This is a genomic window from Geodermatophilus sp. SYSU D00710 (assembly GCF_054050195.1).
The window spans coordinates 1-19,247 of sequence record NZ_JBJGYX010000036.1 but is presented as its reverse complement, the minus strand read 5'-3'; the positions used below and the strand labels follow the sequence as shown (position 1 = coordinate 19,247).

Here is a 19,247-nt window from a genome sequence, read left to right as displayed (position 1 = left end):
GGAGCCTTGCCCAGCCCGGTCGGCGTCGAACCGGGTCAGCCCACCGGCGTGGCCGCGGGCAGCCGGGGCAGCAGCGCGCGGACGGCGTCGGCGTCGGGGAGGGCCCCGCGCGCACCCGGCCCCGTGGTCGACAACGCCGCGGCCGCCACCGCCTCCCGCACCGCGTCGGCCGGCTCCGCGCCGCGGGCGAGGGCGGCACCGAGCGCGCCGGTGAAGCAGTCACCGGCCCCGGTGGTGTCCACGGCCTCGACCGGAGGCGGCGCCTGCAGCGACGCCGGGCCCTCGCCGGGCACGAGCAGCGCGCCGCGGGCGCCGAGGGTCACCACGACCGCGGGCACGCCGAGGGTGCGGGCCAGGGCGGCCAGCTCCTGCGGGGAGCGCGCGCCCGGCTCGGCGCCGGCCAGCTGCACCAGCTCGTGCTCGTTGGGCACCAGCACCGCCACCCGCTGCAGCAGCCCGGGCGGCAGCGGCCGGGGCGGGGCGGGGGTGAGCACCACCGTCCCCGAGGCGGCGTCGGCGGCCGCCTGCACCGCGGCCAGCGGCACCTCGAGCTGCAGCAGGACGACGGCGGCGCGCCGCACGGCCGGGACGTCGACGTCGGCCGGCGCCAGGGCGGCGTTGGCCCCGGGGACGACGACGATCAGGTTCTCGCCGCTGCCGTCCTCCACCGGGATCGTGGCCGAGCCTGTCGGGGTGCCCGGGGTGCGCTGGACGTGCGCGGTGTCGACGCCCGCCTCCTCCAGGGCGGCCACCTGGCGCTCCCCGGCCGGGTCGTCGCCCACCCGGCCGACCATCGCGACCCCGGCCCGCGCCAGGCGGGCGGCGGCCGCGGCCTGGTTGGCGCCCTTCCCCCCGGCGGCGAGGACGCCGCCGCGGCCGACGACGGTCTCCCCGCGACGGGGCAGCCGCTCGACGGCGACCAGCACGTCCTCGTTCAGGCTGCCGACGACGGTGACGGACACGGGGACCCCCGGGGGACGCAGGTGGGCGGGCGCCTCATCCTGCGGAGCCGTCGACCGTCCCCCGCGGGTCGGGGGACCCCGCGCCCGGCGCGCGCCGGGCCCAGACCGGCATCCCGTACCAGGTCACCGCCGCCACCAGCAGCACCGCGCCGCCGGCCACGAGGCCCGGGCTGCGCCCCAGGACGACGTCGAGGACGAGCAGCACGCCGCTGCAGATGGCGAGCACGAGCAGCGCCAGACCCGCGACCAGCATCCGGTCGGCCACCGTGATCAGCGCGGCCTTGAGCCGCCGCCGGAACACCAGCCGGTGGAAGGAGACCGGCGCGATGAGCAGCACCGTGGCCAGCGCCGTGGCCAGCAGCGTGACGGTGTAGACGGTCCGGGCGAAGTCGTCGAGGTCGGCGAAGCGCTGGGTGAAGGCCAGGCCGAGCAGGAAGGCGAAGAGCACCTGCACCCCGGTGATCGCCACCCGCAGCTCCTGCAGCAGCTCGGCGAGGTTCCGGTCGAGCAGCTGGTCGACGGTCTCCCCGCGCGCCTCGGCGCTGCGGACGGCGGCCGCCGGGGCCGTCGGGGCGATCGGGGCGATCGGGGCGATCGGCTCCTGCGGGATCCTCGTCACCTCCACTCCGTTCGCGGTCACCCTCCCCCGGTACCCACCGCGCGGCTGCTCCGACACCCGTTTCCCGAGGTCGTGATGGAGGTACCGCCGGGGCAGGCGACCGAGGAGGAACCGTGGCCGACGACGACCCGAGGACGATCGAGAAGGACTTCGCCGAGGCGGTCAACATGAGCGCCTCCGAGCTGGAGAAGTGGCTCGAGAGCGACGAGTCGCAGTCGGTGGGGCAGAAGAGCGGCGGGTCGGGCGAGTCGACGGGACACGCGTCGGGGCGGCGGATCGTCGAGCTGCTGCGGAAGAAGAAGGGCGACCTGACCGAGGACGACCACGCGCACATGCGGAAGGTCCACGGGTACGTCCAGCGGCACCTCGCGCAGGAGCCGGCGAAGGAGGACGTCGAGACCTCGAAGTGGCGGTACTCGCTGATGAACTGGGGCCACGACCCGCTCAAGAGGAAGTAGTGCGCACCGGCGAGCTCCGGCGCAACGACCCCGCCCAGTACGACGGGCTGGCCGACCAGTGGTGGGAGGCCTCCGGCGGGTTCGCCGCACTGCACTGGCTGGCCGCCTCGCGCGCCGAGCACATCCCGCCGGCGGAGGGGCCCGACGCGGTACTGGTCGACCTCGCCTGCGGCGGTGGGCTCATGGCCCCGCACGTCGAGCGTCTGGGCTACCGGCACGTCGGGGTCGACCTCGGCGCCGCCGGGCTGGCGGTCGCCGCGGCGCACGGGGTCACCGCCGTCCGGGCGTCGGTGCTCACCGTCCCGCTGCGCGACGGCTGCGCCGACGTCGTCGTCGCCGGGGAGATCCTCGAGCACGTCGAGGACGACGTCGGCGTGCTCGCCGAGTGCGCCCGGCTGCTGCGCCCCGGCGGCACGCTGGTCATCGACGCCCTGGCCGACACCCGGATCGGGCGGTTCCTCATGGTCACCGTCGGCGAGCGGCTGCCGGGTGGCCCGCCCCCGGGCATCCACGACCCCGAGCTCTTCGTCGACCGCGCGCGGCTGCTCGCCGCCGCCGACGACCTCGGCCTGGACCTGCGGCTGGTCGGGTTGCGGCCGTCGGTGCGTGACGCGGTCGCGTGGCGGCTGGGCCGGCGCCCGTCGGTCCGGATGAAGCCGGTCCGCTCGACCGCCGTCGTCTTCGCCGGCTACGGCCGCAAGCGCGGGCTCCCGCCGGCCGGCGAGGGTCCGCCCCCCGCGGGAGCGGACCGGGCTGCCCGGTCGTACGGTCGGGCGATGACCCCGCACGTGAGCAGCACGTTCGTCCCGGGTCCGCGCGGGTGAGCGCCGCACTGCTGACCGGGGCGGGTGCCGCCCTGCCGGCGCCGCTCGACCAGGACGCCGCGTGGGAGGGGTTCTTCGCCCGCCACTACGAGGGCGTCCGCGCCGCCCGCCGCATCTGGTCCAGTGCCGGGGTGCGCACGCGGCACGCGGTGGCGAACCCGATCGACGAGGACCTCAGCTCCTGGAGCACCGGTGCCCGCATGGCCCGCTACGTCGAGGAGGCGCTGCCGCTGGGCAAGCAGGCGGTCGCCGGCGCGCTCGACGCCGCCGGCCTCGCGCCGGGCGACGTGGGCCTGTTCGCCGTCGCCACCTGCACCGGCTACGCCACACCCGGCCTGGACATCCGGCTGGCCAGCGACCTCGGCATGCCGCCGGGGCTGCAGCGGCTGCTGGTCGGGCACATGGGCTGCTACGCGGCGATCCCGGGCCTGGCGGCGGTGGGCGACTTCGTCACCGCCCGGTCCCGCCCCGCGGTGCTGCTGTGCTGCGAGCTGACCAGCCTGCACGTGCAGCCGGCGCAGCGGGACCTCGACCAGGTGGTCGCGCACGCGCTGTTCTCCGACGCCGCCGCGGCCGTCGTCGTCGAGCCCGCCGCCGGGCGCGGCCGGCGGCTGGCCGGTGTGGTCGCCCGGACCGACCCGTCGACCGCCGACCACATGACCTGGGACGTCACCGACCTCGGGTTCCGCATGGGGCTGTCCCCGCGGGTGCCCGACGTGCTCTCCCGGCACGTCGGCGACGTCGTGACCGAGCTGCTCGGGGGAGCGGGTCTGCGGGTCGAGGACGTCGCCGGCTGGGCGGTGCACCCGGGCGGCCCGCGGGTCCTCGACGTCGTCCGCGACGAGCTGGGGCTGACCGAGGAGCAGGTCGGCGCCTCCCGCCGGGTGCTGGCCGAGCACGGCAACTGCTCGTCGGCCACCGTGCTGCTGGTGCTGCAGGAACTGGCCGACGTCGACGGCCCGGTGGTGGCCATGGCCTTCGGCCCGGGGCTGACCCTGTACGCAGCGTTGCTCGTGCCCGAGTAACGGCCCAGGGCCCCCCGTCGGCGCTACCCTCTGTGACCGCCGGCACGGTCAGGGAGGGAGGCGCCCATGGCCGCAGCGTTGCCGCTCATCCGGGTGTTCCTCGTCGACGACCACGAGGTGGTCCGCCGCGGCGTGGCCGAGCTGCTCGAGGACGACCCCGCGCTGGTCGTCGTCGGCGAGGCCGGGACCGCCGCGGAGGCGCTGGCCCGCGGCCCCGCGGTCCGGCCCGACGTGGCCATCGTCGACATGCGGCTGCCCGACGGGGACGGCGCCGACGTCGTCCGCTCCCTGCGCGAGCGGGTGCCCGGCTGCTCCTGCCTGGTGCTGTCGAGCTACGCCGACGAGGAGGCGGTCGCCTCGGCGCTGGGCGCCGGGGCCGCCGGGTACCTGGTCAAGCAGGTGCGCGGCGCCGACCTCGTGTCGGCGGTGCACACCGTCGCGGCCGGCGGCACGCTGAGCGGGACCCCCGGTCGCCCGGCCCGGCCCGGCACCGACCGCCGGCTGGCCGGGCTCACCGAGCAGGAGCGCACGGTGCTCGGGCTCATCGGCGAGGGGCTGACCAACCGGCAGATCGGTGACCGCATGGGCCTGGCCGAGAAGACGGTGAAGAACTACACCAGCCACCTGCTGGCCAAGCTCGGGCTCGAGCGACGCACCCAGGCCGCGATCCTCGCCACCGAGCTGCGCGGACGGCGCCCCCGCGGCTGATCCGGCGCGGTCAGCGCCCGCCGGCCCGGGGCGCCCGCCAGGTCACCGTGGTGCCGCCCGCATCGCCGGTGACCGCGAGCCCGCCCCCGCGGCGGCGGGCCCGCTGCTCGAGGTTGGCCAGGCCGCTGCGGACGGGGACCGCGGGCAGGCCCCGGCCGTCGTCGGTCACCACGACCGCGACGTCGTCCCCGGAGCGGCGGCCGGCGTCCACGGTGACCGTCACCCGGGTCGCCGCCGCGTGCCGCACGACGTTGCTCACCAGCTCGCGCACCACCGCGAGCAGGTCGTGGGCCAGCGCGCCGGACACCTCGTCGACGTCGCCGTGCACCGCCACCCGGCAGTCGACGCCCGAGCCCTCGGTCACCCGCGACACGACGTCGGCCAGCCGCCGGCCCAGCGCCTCCGGGACCGCGTCACGGTCGTTGAGCTCGAAGATGGCCGAGCGGATCTGCGTGATGGTCTCGTCGAGCTCGTCGACGCTGCGCTCCACCCGGCGGGCCGCGTAGGGGTCGACCTCCTCCAGCGACCGGGCGACGCGGTCGAGGCTCAGCGCCGTCGCGTAGATCCGCTGCACGACGTGGTCGTGCAGGTCACGGGCGATGCGCTCGCGGTCGGCCTGCACCTGCAGCCGCCGCTCGCGGCGCTGGCTGCGGGCCAGTTCGAGGGCCAGGGCGACCTGCGCGGCGAAGGAGGCCAGCTCGTCGAGGACCTCGGCGTCGAAGGGCTCCCGCTCGACCGCGCGCAGGCACACGATCGTCCCGACGGCCGGACCGAGCGGCACGACGAGCGCCGAGCGGGTGCCGGCGGTCAGCTCCACGGCCACCTCGGCGTGCCGGCCCAGCACCGGCTGGACACGGACGTCGTCGAGGAGTTCGGCGGTGCCCGAGCGGTGCACCCGGCCGACGTGGGTGTCGGCCAGCGGCACCCGGACGCCCTCCAGGTCCCCGGACAGGGGACCGGCCGCCGCGGCGATGGTCAGGGCGCCGGTGTCGTCCTCCCGCGGGACGAGCAGCGCGGCGCCGTCGGCGTCGCTGAGCGCGGCCACCCGGTGCACCAGCGCGGGCAGCACCTCGTCGAGCTCGTCGCCCGAGAGCAGGGCCGTGGACACCTCCGTCGCCGCCTGCACCCACGCGCGCCGCCGCTCGGCGGCCTCGGCGAGCCGGGCGTTCTCGATGGCCAGCCCGGCGACCTCCGCCAGCGCCTCGACCGCCTCCTCGTCGGCGGGGGTGAAGGAGCCGCCGGAGCGCTTCTCGGTCAGGTAGAGGTTGCCGAAGACCGCATCGCGGACGCGGACCGGCACGCCCAGGAACGAGGTCATCGGCGGGTGCCCCTCGGGGAAGCCGACCGACGCCGGGTGCGTCCCCAGGTCGTCGAGCCGGAGGGGCACCGGCCGCTCCACCAGCAGGCCGAGGATGCCGGCGCCGGCCGGCGGGCGGCCGATGGCCACCTGCGTCTCGGCGTCGATGCCGACGATGACGAAACGGTCCACCCGCCGGCCGTCGGGCGAGAGCACCCCGAGGGCGCCGTAGGTGGCGTCGGCCCGCGCCACCGCCGCCTCGACGACGTCGCGCAGCGTTGCCTCCAGGCGGCCGCCCGCCGCGACGGCGCGGACGGCGCGGACGGCAGCGGCGAACGCGGGCTCACCGGCCCCGGCGCCCTCCGGGCCGGGCGGGGTCAGGGCCCGTCCCGAGGAGGCCGGGCGTGCGGCGGGAGCGCTCACGCGCCGGGAGCGAGGCGGCGGCCCGGGAAGCGCGGCGCCACCGGCCGCAGGAGGGTGCGGCCGGTGGCGCCGACGAGGACCAGGTCCCCGCCCCGGCACGCGTTGGCCAGCGTGTCCAGCAGCGGCCGCTCGACGGCGACGGTGCGGACGCGACCGGTCACGCCGGTCTCGGCGATGGCGCGGACCACCGACGCCTCGGCCTGGGCGAGCGCCGCGGTGCGGGCGGCCTCGGCCGACGGGCGCCCGGTCAGCGGGTCCTCGGCGGGCACGTCGACGGCGGCGGCGGCCAGCACGGTGCCCTCCCGGCGGGCGGCCTCGCGCAGCGCCCACACGAGGGCGCGGTGGGCGGTCGCGGACCCGTCGACGTCCACCAGGAAGGACGGCCCGGGGCGGCGAGGCAGCAGGGGGACCAGCCTGATCGACTCGAGGGGTGGCTCGACGGGGGGTTCGGCGGCCATGACCGGATCATGACCCGGCACTCTCCGACCGGACAGGGCACAAGGGCCCGGATACCGGAACTCAGTCGCACGAAATCCTCGGGAGCGTCCCGGTGACCACGGTCGTCCCGTCCTCCTCGGGCGGGTTCGTGTCGGCCCGCAGGCCCGCCCGCGCCAGCAGCCCGGCGAGCACCGGCGCCTGGTCCGCGCCGACCTCCGCCAGCAGCACCCCGCCGGGCGCCAGCCAGCCCGGTGCGCCGGCGACGATCCGCCGGTGCACGTCCAGCCCGTCCCCGCCGCCGTCGAGGGCGCGGCGCGGCTCGTGCAGCCGCGCCTCGGGCGGCAGGAGGCCGATCGCCCCGGTGGGCACGTAGGGGGCGTTGGCGACCAGGACGTCGACCCGGCCGCGCAGCCGCGCGGGCAGGGCGTCGTAGAGGTCCCCGCCGTGCACGACCCCGCCGACCGGACCGAGGTTGCGGTGGGCCCACCGCAGCGCCGCGGGGTCGACGTCGGCGGCGTGCAGCTCGGCGAGGTCCACGGCGGTGGCCAGCGCCAGGCCGACGGCGCCGCTGCCGCAGCACAGGTCCACGGCGACCGGGCGGCGTGCGGGCACGGCCCGGGCCACCGCCACCGCCCGCGCGACGAGGGCGGCGGTGCGCTGCCGGGGCACGAAGACGCCCGGGCCGACGGCGACCCGCAGGCCGCAGAACCCGGCAGCGCCCACCACGTGCTCGAGGGGCTCGCCGGCGACGCGGCGGGCCGCGGTCGCCGCCAGCTCCGCGGGGGTGGTGGCGGCGTCGGCGAGCACGCGGGCCTCGTCCTCGGCGAACACGCAGCCCGCGGCGCGCAGCCGGGCGGCGAGCGCGTCGAGGACGGCGGGGGTCGGCTGCACGCGGTCCAGGCTGCCAGCGGGGTGGGGGGGGGGGGGGGGGGGGGGGGGGGGGGGGGGGGGGGGGGGGGGGGGGGGGGGGGGGGGGGGCGGGGGGGGGGGCCCCCCCCCCCCCCCCCCCGGTCCGGGGGGACTACCCCGCCAGCGCGGCCAGCGCCTGCTGGATGACCTCGGTGACCGCCTTGGGCTGGGTCACCATGATCACGTGCGAGCCCTCGGCCTCGGTGATGGTCGCCCCGGCCCGCTCGGCCATCCGGCGCACGACGTCGCTGCCGGCGGCCCGGTCGGAGGTCGGCACGATCGCCCACGAGGGCAGGCTGCGCCAGGCCGGGGTGCCGGTCCGCTCGGTGAAGCCGCGGGCGGAGATCGGCCGCTGGGTGGCCGCCATGACCCGCGCCTGCTGCTCGGAGACGTCGGCCGCGAAGGCGTCGTGGTACTGCTCGGGGTCGATGGCGAACTCGACCTCGGTCTGCCCGCCCTCGCCCGGGTACTGCCACTGGAGGAGCGCCGAGTTGAGGACGCTGTCCTTGGAGTCGGCCTCGATCTCCTGCAGCGCCTCGCCCTCGTCCGGGGCGAAGGCGGCCACGAACACCAGGCCGACGACGTTGCCGGCCCGGAGCGCGGCGTTGGTGATGACCGCGCCCCCGTAGGAGTGGCCGACCGCCAGCACGGGCCCCGGTATCTGGCCGAGGGCGCTGCCGACGTACGCGGCGTCGTACTCGATGCCCCGGAGGGGGTTCGAGACGGCCTGGACGCGCACCCCGGCGGCGAGCAGGGCGCTCACCACGTCGTTCCAGCCGGCGCTGTCGGCGAAGGCGCCGTGGACGAGCGCGACGGTCGGGGCCTGGCCGGCGGCGGACGATGCCTCGGTCATGGTGGTCTCCATCCTCGATCGGGCGACGAGGACGAGCCTGGGGACCCGCAGGAGGGCCGGGCATCGGTCGTTCGACTCTCGACCGGCCCGGGACCGGGGGAGGGGCCGGGGCCCCGGGGATCGGTGCCGCGCGCACCGCACCTCCCGGCGCCCGGGTCGGCCGGGCGCGGAGGGCGAGAGGCCGACGGCGCCCCGTGCCGGCTTGAGTCATCTGACTGTGCCGGCCGGTGCGCCGTCCCCGGACGGCCACGGCCGTGCCGGCACGCGGGAGGGACCGGTCGAGGATGCCGCTCGCCGAAGACGCCGGCGGGGCGGTGAGAGCGGGTGACGAGAATCGAACTCGCACTGTCAGCTTGGGAAGCTGATGTTCTGCCATTGAACTACACCCGCGGTGGCCCAGGGGCCGGTCGTCAGAGTAGCAAGACCGGACCCCGTCCGGTCGGGACCCACCCCTCGGTGGGGTGTGGTCAGCGCTCGGGGCGGGGGCTGCGGATCGTGACCGTGGTGCCGGCCGGACCGGGGACGGCGGTGACGTCGGCGAAGGCGCTCATGAGCATCGAGCCGCGGCCGCGGTCCATGCTCGACGTCCGCTCCCGCCACTGGCCGGTGTCCCGCACCTCGAGCTCGACCGCGCCGTCGAGCACCGTCGCCCGGACCGTGACCACCGGCTCGGCCGGGTCCTGCGCGTGCTCGATGGCGTTGGTGGCCGCCTCGCAGGCCGCCAGCACGAGGTCGTAGGCGCGGTCCTCCGCCAGGCCGGCCTCGGCCAGCAGCGCCCTCAGCCGCCGCCGCAACGGCGGGATCGAGGAGGCGCTGGACGGGAAGCGCCAGGTCCGGGTCACCCCGTCCGCCTCGTCCTCCACCTTGGCGGACGGGGCGGCGGGGACGTCCACCGGACCGGCCGGCTCACCGGCGCGCGGGCGTGGCGGGGGAGCGGCCGCGACCGGGCGGGCACCGGTCACGACGGGGGGTGGCGATCCGGCCTCCCGGCGTCCCCGCGCGCGCTCGAGCACCGACCGCAGCCGGCCGAGCAGCTCGGCGGACTCGAACGGCTTGGGCAGGTAGTCGTCGACGCCCGCGTCGAAGCCCTCGACCGCGGCCTCCTGGCCGGCCCGCGCGGTGAGCATGACCACCGGGACGGCCCGGGTCGCCGGCTCCGCACGCAGCGCCTTGAGCAGGGCGAAGCCGTCCAGCCCCGGCATCATGACGTCGGTCAGCACCACGTCGGGCCGGTGCGTGATCGCGTCGGCCAGCGCCTCCGCGCCGTCGGTCGCCGTCCGCACCACCCACGACGGCGACAGCAGCCGGGTCAGGTAGGCCCGCATGTCGGCGTTGTCGTCGACGACGAGGACGGTCCCCAGCGGCTGCGCCGGGACGGGGGTGCCGGCCTGCCAGCCCAGGTCGTCGTCCCACGGGGTGAGCGCGGCGGCCCGCACCGGGGCCGTGGTGGGCAGGGGAGGCGCGTCGGTGTCCGGCTCGCCGAAGGGCAACCGGACGGTGAACGTGCTCCCGACCCCGGGCCGGCTCGCCACCGCGACGGTGCCGCCGTGCAGCTCGACCAGCTCGCGCACCATCGCCAGGCCCAGGCCGGTGCCCTCGCGGCTGCGCGCCGGGGAGTCGGCGACCCGGTGGAACCGGTCGAACAGGTGCGGCAGCTCCCCCGCGGGGATGCCCACGCCGGTGTCGGAGACGCGCAGCACCACCTCGTCGTCCTCGGCGGTGAGCGCCACGGTGATGCCGCCGACGAAGGTGTACTTGACGGCGTTGGCCACGAGGTTGAGGACGACCTTCTCCCACATCCGGGGGTCGACCGCGGCGGGGCGGCCCAGCGGCGGGCAGTCCACGGTCAGCGTCAGCCCGGCCCGCTCGGCCGCGGCGCGCAGCACGCCGGCCAGCTCGGCGGTGTCGGCCGCGAGGTCGGTGGCGACCCGCACCGGCGCGGTGCGCCCGGCCTCGATGCTCACGAACTCCAGCAGGTCGTTGACCAGCCGCTGCAGGCGCTGGCCGTTGCGCAGGGCGAGGGTCAGCTGGTCGTGGACGGCGGACGGGAGCTCCGCGCCGGACTCGGCGAGCACGTCGGCGATCGGCCCCAGCAGCAGGGTCAGCGGCGTGCGCAGCTCGTGGCTGACGTTGGCGAAGAACGTCGTCTTGGCGCGGTCGAGCTCGGCCAGCGCCTCGGCCCGGGCGCGCTCGCTGGCGTAGGCCCGGGCGTCGGCGACCGCGCCGGCGAGCTGCCCGGCCAGCAGCTCGTGGAAGGTGCGGTACTCCGCGTCCAGCGCCCGGGCCGGGCTGACGCCGACCAGCAGCGCACCCACCGGCTCGCGGCCCGCCCCGGCGGTCAGCGGCAGCACGACGGCGTCGGTGACCGGGTCCCCGAACGGCCCGCCGGTGACGCCGAGACCCGCGACGGCGACGTCGTCGAGGTCCCCGGCGTGCCGGGTGGACGCGGGCACCCGGGCGGCGTCGACCCCGACCGTGGCCACCCGCCGCAGCCGCGTCCCGCCGTCCTCGGTGAGGTAGACCGCGGCGAAGGGCACGTCGAGCGGGTCGGTGGCCAGCGCTGCGCAGACCCGGACGGCGAGGTCGTGCTCGTCCTCGCGGCGGCCGGCCGCGGCGGACACCTCGTGCAGCAGCTGCTGCCGGCGCTCGGCGACCACCTGGCGGGTGACCTCGGTGCACACCGCGTGCATGCCGGCCACCTCGCCGTCGTCACCGAAGGCGGGGGCGTGGGAGACGGTGAAGTAGGTCTCCTCGCGGTACCCGGCTCGCTCCAGGAGCAGCAGCAGCTGCGGGATCCAGGACGCCTCACGGGTGGCCATGGCCCGCTCGACCGGCTCCTGCAGCGCGGCCCAGCCCTCGGCCAGGGTGACCCGCAGGTCCTCGCCGAGCGCGGCGGGGTGCTTGGCGCCGATGAGCGTGGCGTAGGCGTCGTTGTAGAACTGGGTGTACCGCGGACCCCAGGTGAGGATCATCGGGAACCGCGAGACCAGCACCGTGCGGATGGCGTAGCGCAGGCTCGCCGGCCAGGTGTCCACCGGCCCGACCGGCGTCGCCGCCCAGTCCAGCGCCGCCATGAGCCGGCCGTTCTCGCTGCCGCCGGCGAACACGTCCTCGACGGCGGGTGCCCCGGTGCCGTGGGTCCCGGTCCCCGCGGCGGGATCCGGGGTCACGCGCACCTCCCAGGACACGGCGGCGCCGGCGGCGGAGGGGAGCTCCGCGGCGGCGCCAGGGCCTGGTGGCCGCACCGGCCACCGACTTCCTGCACCGTACATGCGGGAGCTGGGGGTCCGCCCGGGAGCGCCCGGACGGGGGACGGCCCCGTCGGCCCGGCTCAGCGCCGCATCTCCGCGAGGAACCCGGTGGCCTCCGAGCGCAGCTGCTCGGCCATCCGGGACAGCCCGGTGACGTCGGTGCCCGCGGCGCCCAGGGACGCGGTGCCGTCGACCGCCGCGGCGATGCCGTCCACGAGGCCGTTCATCTCGCCCACCGTCGTCCTCACCGAGCCGATGACCGCCGTGACCTCGTCGCAGGCGGCGCGGATGGCCTCGACCTGCGCGGTCACCCGCTCGGTGGCCCGGGCGGTCTGGTCGGCGAGGTCCTTGACCTCCGAGGCCACGACGGCGAAGCCCGTGCCGGCCTCGCCCGCCCGGGCCGCCTCGATGGTGGCGTTGAGCGCCAGCAGCCGGGTCTGCGCGGCGACCGACTCGATGAGCGCGATGACCTGGCGGATCTCCGCGGAGGTGCGGGTCAGGGAGGTCAGCGTGGCCGAGGCGGCGCCGACCGCGTCCGACGCCGCCGACGACGCCGTCGTCAGGCCGGCCGCCGAGGCGCTCATCTCCGTCGCCGCCGTCGCCACCTGCTCGCTCATCGCGAGGACGACGGACTCGAACTCGTCGGCCAGCCGCAGCCGCGAGGTCTGGGCGTCGGTGACCCGGGCGGCGGTCGCGCGCATGGCGTCGCGGGCGGCGTTGATGTCGGTGGCCGCCTGGCGGTAGGCGCCCTGCAGGCCGGCGAGCAGCACCCTGCGGTGGTAGCGGCCCTCGGCGGCGGAGGTCAGCGCGGCACCGGACTCGCGGACGAAGGCGTCGCTGACGTCGAGCGCCCGGTTCACGCCGTGCTGCAGCGCGACCAGGTCGGGGACCGCCCCGGAGCCGGCGACGGGGACGGCGCGGGCCTCGAGGTCGCCGCGAGCGGCGGCCTCGCAGGTCTCGGTCAGCCCGCGGACGAACGCGCGGTAGACCTCGAGCTCCTCGGCGTCGGAGCGGTTCCGGGAGCGGCCCACGTCAGTTCTCCTCCTGGCTGATGATCGTCCAGACCAGGTCCTCGTAGGACGCGGCCTGCTCGGCCACGAGCCGGTCGAGCAGCGCCGAGGACGCCGCGACGGCGGCCCGGGCGTTCGGGTGGCGCCGCTCCTCGGCCAGCAGGCTCCGGTAGAGCGGGCGGACCCGGTCCACCGCCCGGCGCGAGGGCCGGCGGCGGTTGGAGTGGTGGCCGACCACCGCGCCGTCGGGCCCGTGGGAGGGGGTGACGTGCGCGAGCACCCAGTAGTGCGCCCCGTCGGCGGCGAGGTTGACGACGTAGGCGAACAGCTCCTGCCGCGCGGCCAGGGTGTCCCACAGGAGCTTGAAGACCGCGCGCGGCATCTCGGGGTGCCGGATGAGGTTGTGCGGCTGCCCGATGACCTCGTCGCGGGCGTAGGCCCCCACGCGGAGGAAGACGTCGTTGGCGTAGGTGATGACGCCGCGGGTGTCGGTCTTGGAGACGATGACCTCCTCGGGCGCGAAGAACCGCTCCTCACCGGTCGGCCGGACGGCGGGGCGGCCGGCGCGCGGCGTCCCGGTCCGGGGGTGGGTGTCCAGCACCGCGGTGTCCTCCTGGGTCGATCGGTCCTCTCCCGGGTATCGGCAGGGCCGGTCCGGGCGCGACCCGAGACACGCATGAGGGGACCAAGGTCCCGAGCGGCCGCTGCGGCGGACGGCGGCGGTCCCCTCCCTAGACTCCGCGCCATGCTGCTGTCCGACCGCGACATCCGCGCCGCGATCGCCGAGGGGCGTCTCGGCATCGAGCCGCACGACGCGGGGCTGGTGCAGCCCTCGAGCATCGACGTCCGGCTCGACCGCTACTTCCGGGTGTTCAACAACGCCCGCTACACCCACATCGACCCCGCGCAGCAGCAGGACGACCTGACCACGCTGGTCGAGCCGGACGGCGACGAGCCGTTCGTGCTGCACCCGGGCGAGTTCGTGCTCGGCTCCACGCTCGAGGTGGTCTCGATCCCCGACGACCTGGCAGCGAGACTCGAGGGAAAGAGCTCGTTGGGCCGGCTCGGACTGCTCACGCACTCGACCGCGGGCTTCGTCGACCCGGGTTTCTCCGGCCACATCACGCTGGAGCTGTCCAACGTGGCCAACCTGCCGATCACCCTGTGGCCGGGCATGAAGATCGGTCAGCTGTGCCTGTTCCGGCTCACCACGGCGGCCGAGCACCCGTACGGCTCGGCGGTGTACGGCTCCCGCTACCAGGACCAGCGCGGCCCGACGCCGTCCCGGTCGTTCCGCAACTTCACCCGCGCGCCGACGCAGCGTCCGCAGGGCTGACCCCCGCCGGCGACCAGCCGGGCAGCTCGTCGTCGACGAAGCGGTCCCGGGTGGCCAGCAGGCCGGTGACGGTGAGCCCGACCGTGGCGACGGCGACCAGCGCGAACATGCCGGTGTAGCCCCCCGTGACACCGCGCAGCACGCCGACGAGCAGCGGGCCGGTCCCGGCGAGGACGTAGCCCCAGCCCTGGGTGACCGTGGAGAGCGCGGCCACCGTCTCCGGCGTGCGGGCGCGCATGCCCAGCAGCGTGAGCACCATCGAGAAGGTGCCCATGCCGACGGCGAGCACGCTCATCCACAGCCACGGCGCGGTGCGCGGGGCCAGCCACAGGCCGGTCCAGCCGACCGCGTAGCAGGCCATGAAGCCCAGCAGGAGCGGCCGCTGCCACCGCTGGCGCACGGTGAGCGAGGGGACCACGGCGTTGACCGGGATGACGACGACCGAGTTGACGCCCAGCAGCAGGCCGGCGGTCGCCGCGCTGAGGCCGGAGTCGCGCAGGTACTGGGCCGACCAGCCCATCACCACGTAGGCCTGCATCGCCTGCAGGCCGAAGAAGGCGGCCAGGGTGAGCGCCAGCGGGCTGCGCAGCAGCGGCGTCATCGGCACCGACCGGTGGGCGGTCCGGGAGGCGCCGGGCCGGTGCGGGGTGAGGAACCACGGCAGCGCGGCGAGCAGGGCGAGCACCGCCCAGATCCCCAGCGCCCAGCGCCAGCCGCCGGGCCCCACCGCGGCGGCGATCGGCGCGGTGCTCACCGCGGCGACCGCACCGCCGATGGCCATGCTCGCGCTGTAGGCGCCCACCAGCAGCCCGGTGCGCTCGGGGAACCAGCGCTTGACCAGGCCGGGCAGCAGCACGTTGCCCAGCGCGCCGCCGGCCATGGCCAGCGTCGTCCCCACGAGGAACAGCGGGAAGGAGTCGACGACGGCGCGCAGCACGAGGCCGGCGGCCATCGTGAGCAGTGCGCCGGCGAGCACGTGCGCGTCGCGGAACCGGGCGGCCAGCGGAGGGCCGGCGAAGCCGATCGCCGCGAAGCAGACCACCGGCATCGTCGTCACCACGCCGGCCGCCGCGCTGGAGACCCCCAGGCCCCGCTCGAGCTCCTCCAGCACCGGCCCCACCGAGCTGACCGCCGTCCGCAGGTTCGCGGCGGTGAGCACGATGGCCACCGCGATGAGCAGCAGGCCGCGCCGGCGGTCGCTCGCGGTCGGCGCCGGGGCGGGTGCGGGGGCGGTGCGGGTCACCCGTCGATGGTGCGCCCCGCCCCGTTGCCACCCGCAAGCGGATGCACTGTGCAACCAGTCACGTGTCAGGCGCGCAGCCGGGTCCGCTCCACCGGCTCGAGGCGCGGCGCGACCTGGGGGACGCGCTGCCACAGGGACCGCTGCAGCGCCAGGGTGACCACCGCGGCCACGAGGATGCCGACCACGTTGATGCCCAGCTGGAGGGCGGCGCTGCCGAACTCGTCCCAGCCGCCGAGGGCCAGTGCCACGGCCATGTCCGCGGCGGCCGGCACGGTGGTCACCGAGATGAAGACGCCGACCAGGGCGCCGCTCTTGGCCGAGGTGAGCGACAGCACGCCGGCGATCCCGGCGAGCACCGCGACCACGGCCGACCAGTGGTCCGGCGCGGTGATGAAGCCGGTCTGCGGCCGGTCCATGGTCAGCACCCCGGTGCCGACCCAGCCCAGCCACCGGGCGACCAGGGTGGCGAGGGCGGTCACCACGACGGCGACGGCGAACCCGGTGCCCAGCGCGCGCGCCGCGGCCCGGGCGACCCCGCGGCGGTGGTGCACCAGCGCGACGGCGAGGCCGGCCAGCGGTCCGAACTCGGGCCCGAGCACCATCGCGCCGATCAGCAGGATCGCCGAGTCGTTGACGATGGCCACGGCGCACAGCAGCGTCGAGATGGCCAGGAAGGACAGGTAGGCCACCGACAGCGAGGAGTCGGCGGCCGTCGTCCGCACCACCTGCTCCCACACGACGGCGTCCGAGCCGTCCCCGGGTGCGGCGTCCTCGGCCCGCTCGGCGGTCGCCGACACTGCGGTGTCCACGGCCTCGATGACGATCGCGCCGTCCCGGTCGACGTGCAGCTCGCGCAGTCCGGCCACCAGGGCGTCGGCGGACTCGCGGGCGACGTCGGCGAGCACCAGGTCCCCGGGCGGGCTGACCGAGGCGCCCGGGAGCACGGCCAGGTGGGCGGTCCCGGGACAGCGGTCGAACAGGTCGCGGACGTCGTCGGTCCGGTCGGGCGGCACGGTCACCCGCAGCTGCAGCAGCACGGCGCGTGTTCTACCGGAGGGAACGGCCCCACAGACGACGGACGCCACCGGCGAGGAGTGCCTCGCCGGTGGCGTCCGTCTCGTGGACGTGCCCGGTCTACTGGGCCGGGCGGTGTCCCGTGGCGGCCGAGCCGGTGCCCGCGACGTCGTCGTCGGCGGTGCCGACCTCGGCGCCGTGCTCGGTGCCCGGGGTGCCGGCCGGCGCCATCGAGCGGAGCAGGATCTGGCTGACGTCGAGGACCTCGACGTGCTCGGCGGCCTCGCCGTTCTGCTTCTTCGACGTGAGGGCGTCCGACAGCATCGTGATGCAGAACGGGCACGCGGTGGAGATGACGTCCGGGTCGAGGCCGAGGGCCTCCTCGGTGCGCTCCACGTTGATCCGCTTGCCGATCTTCTCCTCCATCCACATGCGCGCGCCGCCGGCGCCGCAGCAGAAGCCGCGGTCCTTGCAGCGGTGCATCTCCTGGGTGGAGAGGCCCTGCACACTGTCGAGGATCTCCCGCGGCGGCGTGTAGACCTTGTTGTGCCGGCCGAGGAAGCACGGGTCGTGGTAGGTGACCTTGCGGTCGACCGGCGTCACCGGGGTGAGCCGGCCCTCCTCCACCAGCTGGCTGAGCAGCTGGGTGTGGTGCACGACCTCGTACTCGCCGCCGACCTGGGGGTACTCCCGGCCCAGCGAGTTGAAGCAGTGCGGGCAGGTGGTGACGATCTTGCGGGTGCCCGGGACGCGGCCCTCGAAGACGCCGTTGAGGGTCTCGACGTTCTCCTGGGCCATCATCTGGAAGACGAACTCGTTGCCCATGCGGCGGGCGGGGTCGCCCGAGCAGGTCTCGCCGGAGCCCAGGACGGCGAACTCGACGCCGGCGGTGTGCAGCAGCTCGGCGACGGCCTTGGTGACCTTCTTGGCGCGGTCGTCGATGGCGCCGGCGCAGCCGACCCAGAACAGGTACTCGACGTCGTAGGGCAGCGGGCCGTCGGCCATGCGGACCTCGAAGTCGACCTCCTTGATCCAGTCCTCGCGGGTGCTCGGGCTCACGCCCCAGGGGTTGCCGCGGTTCTCGAGTTTGCGCAGCATCACGCCGGCCTCGGACGGGAAGTTCGACTCGATGAGGACCTGGTAGCGGCGCATGTCGTCGATGTGGTCGACGTGCTCGATGTCGACCGGGCACTGCTCGACGCAGGCGCCGCAGTTGGTGCAGCTCCACAGGACGTCGGGGTCGATGACCCCGCCCTCCTCGAGGGTGCCGACGAGCGGGCGGTGCGCCTGCGCGTCGTTGGTGCCCTCGATGCGGGCGTAGCCCGACGCCCAGACCTGCTCGTCGCTGGGCTTGAGGACGTCGAAGTCCGGAGCGGTCTCGGCCGCGGTCTTCTCACCGAGCAGGTACGGGGCCTTGGCGTACAGGTGGTCCCGCAGGTCCATGATCACCATCTTGGGAGACAGCGGCTTGCCCGTGTTCCAGGCAGGGCACTGGCTCTGGCACCGCCCGCACTCGGTGCAGGTGGTGAAGTCGAGCATCCCCTTCCAGGTGAAGTCCTCGATCTTGCCGCGGCCGAAGACGTCGTCCTCGCCGGGGTCCTCGAAGTCGATCGGCTTGCCGTTCGAGGTCATCGGCTGCAGCGGGCCGAGCGCCACGCCGCCGTCGGCCTCCCGCTTGAAGTAGATGTTCGGGAAGGCGCTGAACCGGTGCCAGGCGACGCCCATGTTGAGCGTGCGGCTGATGACCACGAGCCACACCAGCGAGACGACGATCTTGACGAAGGCGACGACGCTGAGCAGGTCGGGGCTGTCGGGCAGGACGGTGGCCAGCAGGCCCGAGACCGGGTGCGACCAGGCCGGGGCGTCGGTGAGGTCCGAGGAGATCTTCAGCGCGCGGATCAGCAGGATGCAGACGCCGACGGTGAGGACGACGGCCTCGACGAAGTAGCCGCGGCCCTCGTTGGAGCCGGCGAAGCGGCTGGTGCGGCCCTGGCGGCGCGGGTGGTCCTTCTGGCGCCGGTAGATCAGGTAGAGGATGCCGATGATCGTGCCGGTGCCGATGAGGTCGGCGAAGAGGTTCCACAGGCTCCACTCGCCGATCAGCGGCAGGTGGAAGGCCGGGTTCCAGACCTCGCCGAAGGCCTCGACCAGCGTGAGGAACAGGCCGTAGAAGCCGACGAAGACGAACCAGTGAGCGGCGCCGATGGCCGACCACTTGAGCATCCGGGTGTGGCCGAGCGACTCGACGGCGAGCGTCTTGAGCCGCGTGCCGAGTGGCCCGTTGCGGGTGGAGTCCGGCTGGCCGGTGCGGATGATCCGCACCATCGCCCGCACCGCCCGGTAGGCCAGGACGACCGACACGATGAGGAACAGCACGCTGATCGTGCCCAGCACGACCTGCAGGGGGCCCGTCATGATTCCCTCTCCCCACGCCTCGCGGCGTCGGTTGGTCCCGTCCGCACGGACGGCGCGAGAGGGGTCTCGCCGCCGTCGTCGACCGGTCCGCGGACCGGCGGCGGATCCGCGCGGGCGCCTGTGCCCGCGCGACCAGCACGATAGCTGGCACGGGCAGAGGTTACCCGTCGGTAACCAGGGTGGCGCCCGCTGACCTGCGGTCCTCCCGCGGGGCGCGCCGCCCGCCGACCGGGCCGCTGGGCGGCCCCTTCACGCCCGCCACCAGCGGTGGGACGCCGTCGACCGGCGTACGGGACGCGAGGCGGCCGGGGTCGGGGTGACGGGGCTCACCTCGTGCCGGCGCCCAACCGTCCTCGTCCCGCGGTGCCCGACCTCGTCCCGCGGTGCCCGACCTCACCGGAGGTCCGTGCCGCCCTCGCCCCGCGGTGCCCGACCTCACTCCGCAGCGCGAGGTCGGGCACC

General features: G+C 75.9%; 17 protein-coding genes and 1 tRNA gene. 5 read left to right on the top strand and 13 right to left on the bottom strand.

The features are described 5' to 3' along the window. Positions 1-35: 35 nt before the first annotated feature. The gene (locus ACI78U_RS16235) at positions 36-962 is read right to left on the bottom strand and encodes a PfkB family carbohydrate kinase (RefSeq protein ID WP_456876372.1); all 927 of its coding nucleotides are present in this window, start codon (positions 960-962) and stop codon (positions 36-38) included. Between the two features lie 34 nt (positions 963-996). Beyond that, positions 997-1,602: a DUF6328 family protein gene (locus tag ACI78U_RS16230; protein ID WP_456876371.1), complete on the bottom strand. Its 606-nt coding sequence runs from the start codon at positions 1,600-1,602 to the stop codon at positions 997-999. Positions 1,603-1,694: 92 nt separating this feature from the next. Between ACI78U_RS16230 and ACI78U_RS16225 the strand changes: the two genes are divergently transcribed. The 4 genes from ACI78U_RS16225 to ACI78U_RS16210 all read left to right on the top strand — a co-directional run bounded on the left by ACI78U_RS16225 (position 1,695) and on the right by ACI78U_RS16210 (position 4,596). After that, positions 1,695-2,039: a DUF3140 domain-containing protein gene (locus tag ACI78U_RS16225; RefSeq protein WP_456876370.1), complete on the top strand. Its 345-nt coding sequence runs from the start codon at positions 1,695-1,697 to the stop codon at positions 2,037-2,039. Then, positions 2,039-2,863 (top strand): methyltransferase domain-containing protein, encoded by an 825-nt coding sequence (locus tag ACI78U_RS16220; protein WP_456876369.1) that lies wholly within the window; start codon positions 2,039-2,041, stop codon positions 2,861-2,863. Before ACI78U_RS16225 ends, ACI78U_RS16220 begins: the two co-directional genes overlap by 1 nt. Further along, positions 2,860-3,888 carry a type III polyketide synthase gene (locus ACI78U_RS16215; protein ID WP_456876368.1) on the top strand — a complete coding sequence of 343 codons (1,029 nt, stop codon included), beginning with the start codon at positions 2,860-2,862 and terminating at the stop codon, positions 3,886-3,888. Before ACI78U_RS16220 ends, ACI78U_RS16215 begins: the two co-directional genes overlap by 4 nt. 66 nt (positions 3,889-3,954) lie before the next feature. After that, on the top strand, positions 3,955-4,596 hold the full coding sequence (locus ACI78U_RS16210; RefSeq protein WP_456876367.1) for a response regulator: 642 nt from the start codon (positions 3,955-3,957) through the stop codon (positions 4,594-4,596). Between the two features lie 10 nt (positions 4,597-4,606). Here the strand turns inward: ACI78U_RS16210 and ACI78U_RS16205 are convergent, their stop codons facing one another. The 8 genes from ACI78U_RS16205 to ACI78U_RS16170 all read right to left on the bottom strand — a co-directional run bounded on the left by ACI78U_RS16205 (position 4,607) and on the right by ACI78U_RS16170 (position 13,378). Continuing rightward, complete coding sequence (locus ACI78U_RS16205) at positions 4,607-6,316, bottom strand: GAF domain-containing protein (protein ID WP_456876366.1); 1,710 nt, start codon at positions 6,314-6,316, stop codon at positions 4,607-4,609. Then, positions 6,313-6,774, bottom strand: a complete 462-nt coding sequence (locus ACI78U_RS16200; RefSeq protein WP_456876365.1) for a universal stress protein — start codon at positions 6,772-6,774, stop codon at positions 6,313-6,315. Before ACI78U_RS16200 ends, ACI78U_RS16205 begins: the two co-directional genes overlap by 4 nt. Before the next feature lie 61 nt (positions 6,775-6,835). Beyond that, complete coding sequence (locus tag ACI78U_RS16195; RefSeq protein ID WP_456876364.1) at positions 6,836-7,645, bottom strand: putative protein N(5)-glutamine methyltransferase; 810 nt, start codon at positions 7,643-7,645, stop codon at positions 6,836-6,838. Positions 7,646-7,775: 130 nt separating this feature from the next. Then, the gene (locus tag ACI78U_RS16190) at positions 7,776-8,516 is read right to left on the bottom strand and encodes an alpha/beta fold hydrolase (RefSeq protein ID WP_456876363.1); all 741 of its coding nucleotides are present in this window, start codon (positions 8,514-8,516) and stop codon (positions 7,776-7,778) included. Positions 8,517-8,835: 319 nt separating this feature from the next. Then, positions 8,836-8,906: transfer RNA gene (locus ACI78U_RS16185), tRNA-Gly, on the bottom strand. A gap of 77 nt (positions 8,907-8,983) precedes the next feature. Further along, on the bottom strand, positions 8,984-11,686 hold the full coding sequence (locus ACI78U_RS16180) for an ATP-binding protein (RefSeq protein WP_456876362.1): 2,703 nt from the start codon (positions 11,684-11,686) through the stop codon (positions 8,984-8,986). Positions 11,687-11,847: 161 nt separating this feature from the next. Then, positions 11,848-12,798, bottom strand: coding sequence for a methyl-accepting chemotaxis protein (locus ACI78U_RS16175; protein ID WP_456876361.1), 951 nt, complete (start codon positions 12,796-12,798; stop codon positions 11,848-11,850). Between the two features lies 1 nt (position 12,799). Continuing rightward, complete coding sequence (locus tag ACI78U_RS16170; RefSeq protein WP_456876360.1) at positions 12,800-13,378, bottom strand: PAS domain-containing protein; 579 nt, start codon at positions 13,376-13,378, stop codon at positions 12,800-12,802. 144 nt (positions 13,379-13,522) lie between these two features. On the opposite strand from ACI78U_RS16170, the gene dcd reads away from it, so the two are divergent. Beyond that, positions 13,523-14,113, top strand: coding sequence for a dCTP deaminase (dcd, locus tag ACI78U_RS16165; RefSeq protein ID WP_456876359.1), 591 nt, complete (start codon positions 13,523-13,525; stop codon positions 14,111-14,113). On the opposite strand, the gene ACI78U_RS16160 is transcribed toward dcd, so the two are convergent. From ACI78U_RS16160 to ACI78U_RS16150, 3 genes are all read right to left on the bottom strand, one after another. After that, positions 14,079-15,356: an MFS transporter gene (locus ACI78U_RS16160; protein WP_456876358.1), complete on the bottom strand. Its 1,278-nt coding sequence runs from the start codon at positions 15,354-15,356 to the stop codon at positions 14,079-14,081. The two genes, dcd and ACI78U_RS16160, sit on opposite strands and share 35 nt — an antisense overlap. Before the next feature lie 65 nt (positions 15,357-15,421). Further along, positions 15,422-16,393, bottom strand: a complete 972-nt coding sequence (locus ACI78U_RS16155; RefSeq protein ID WP_456876357.1) for a DUF389 domain-containing protein — start codon at positions 16,391-16,393, stop codon at positions 15,422-15,424. Positions 16,394-16,490: 97 nt separating this feature from the next. After that, positions 16,491-18,785, bottom strand: coding sequence for a heterodisulfide reductase-related iron-sulfur binding cluster (locus ACI78U_RS16150; RefSeq protein WP_456876356.1), 2,295 nt, complete (start codon positions 18,783-18,785; stop codon positions 16,491-16,493). Positions 18,786-19,247 lie beyond the last annotated feature (462 nt).

Excerpts from the sequence above, each read along its gene's own strand:
- ACI78U_RS16200 (WP_456876365.1), bottom strand. The coding sequence starts at position 6,774 with ATGGCCGCCGAACCCCCCGTCGAGCCACCCCTCGAGTCGATCAGGCTG.
- ACI78U_RS16190 (WP_456876363.1), bottom strand. The coding sequence starts at position 8,516 with ATGACCGAGGCATCGTCCGCCGCCGGCCAGGCCCCGACCGTCGCGCTC.
- ACI78U_RS16150 (WP_456876356.1), bottom strand. The coding sequence starts at position 18,785 with ATGACGGGCCCCCTGCAGGTCGTGCTGGGCACGATCAGCGTGCTGTTC.
- ACI78U_RS16210 (WP_456876367.1), top strand. The coding sequence starts at position 3,955 with ATGGCCGCAGCGTTGCCGCTCATCCGGGTGTTCCTCGTCGACGACCAC.
- dcd (WP_456876359.1), top strand. The coding sequence starts at position 13,523 with ATGCTGCTGTCCGACCGCGACATCCGCGCCGCGATCGCCGAGGGGCGT.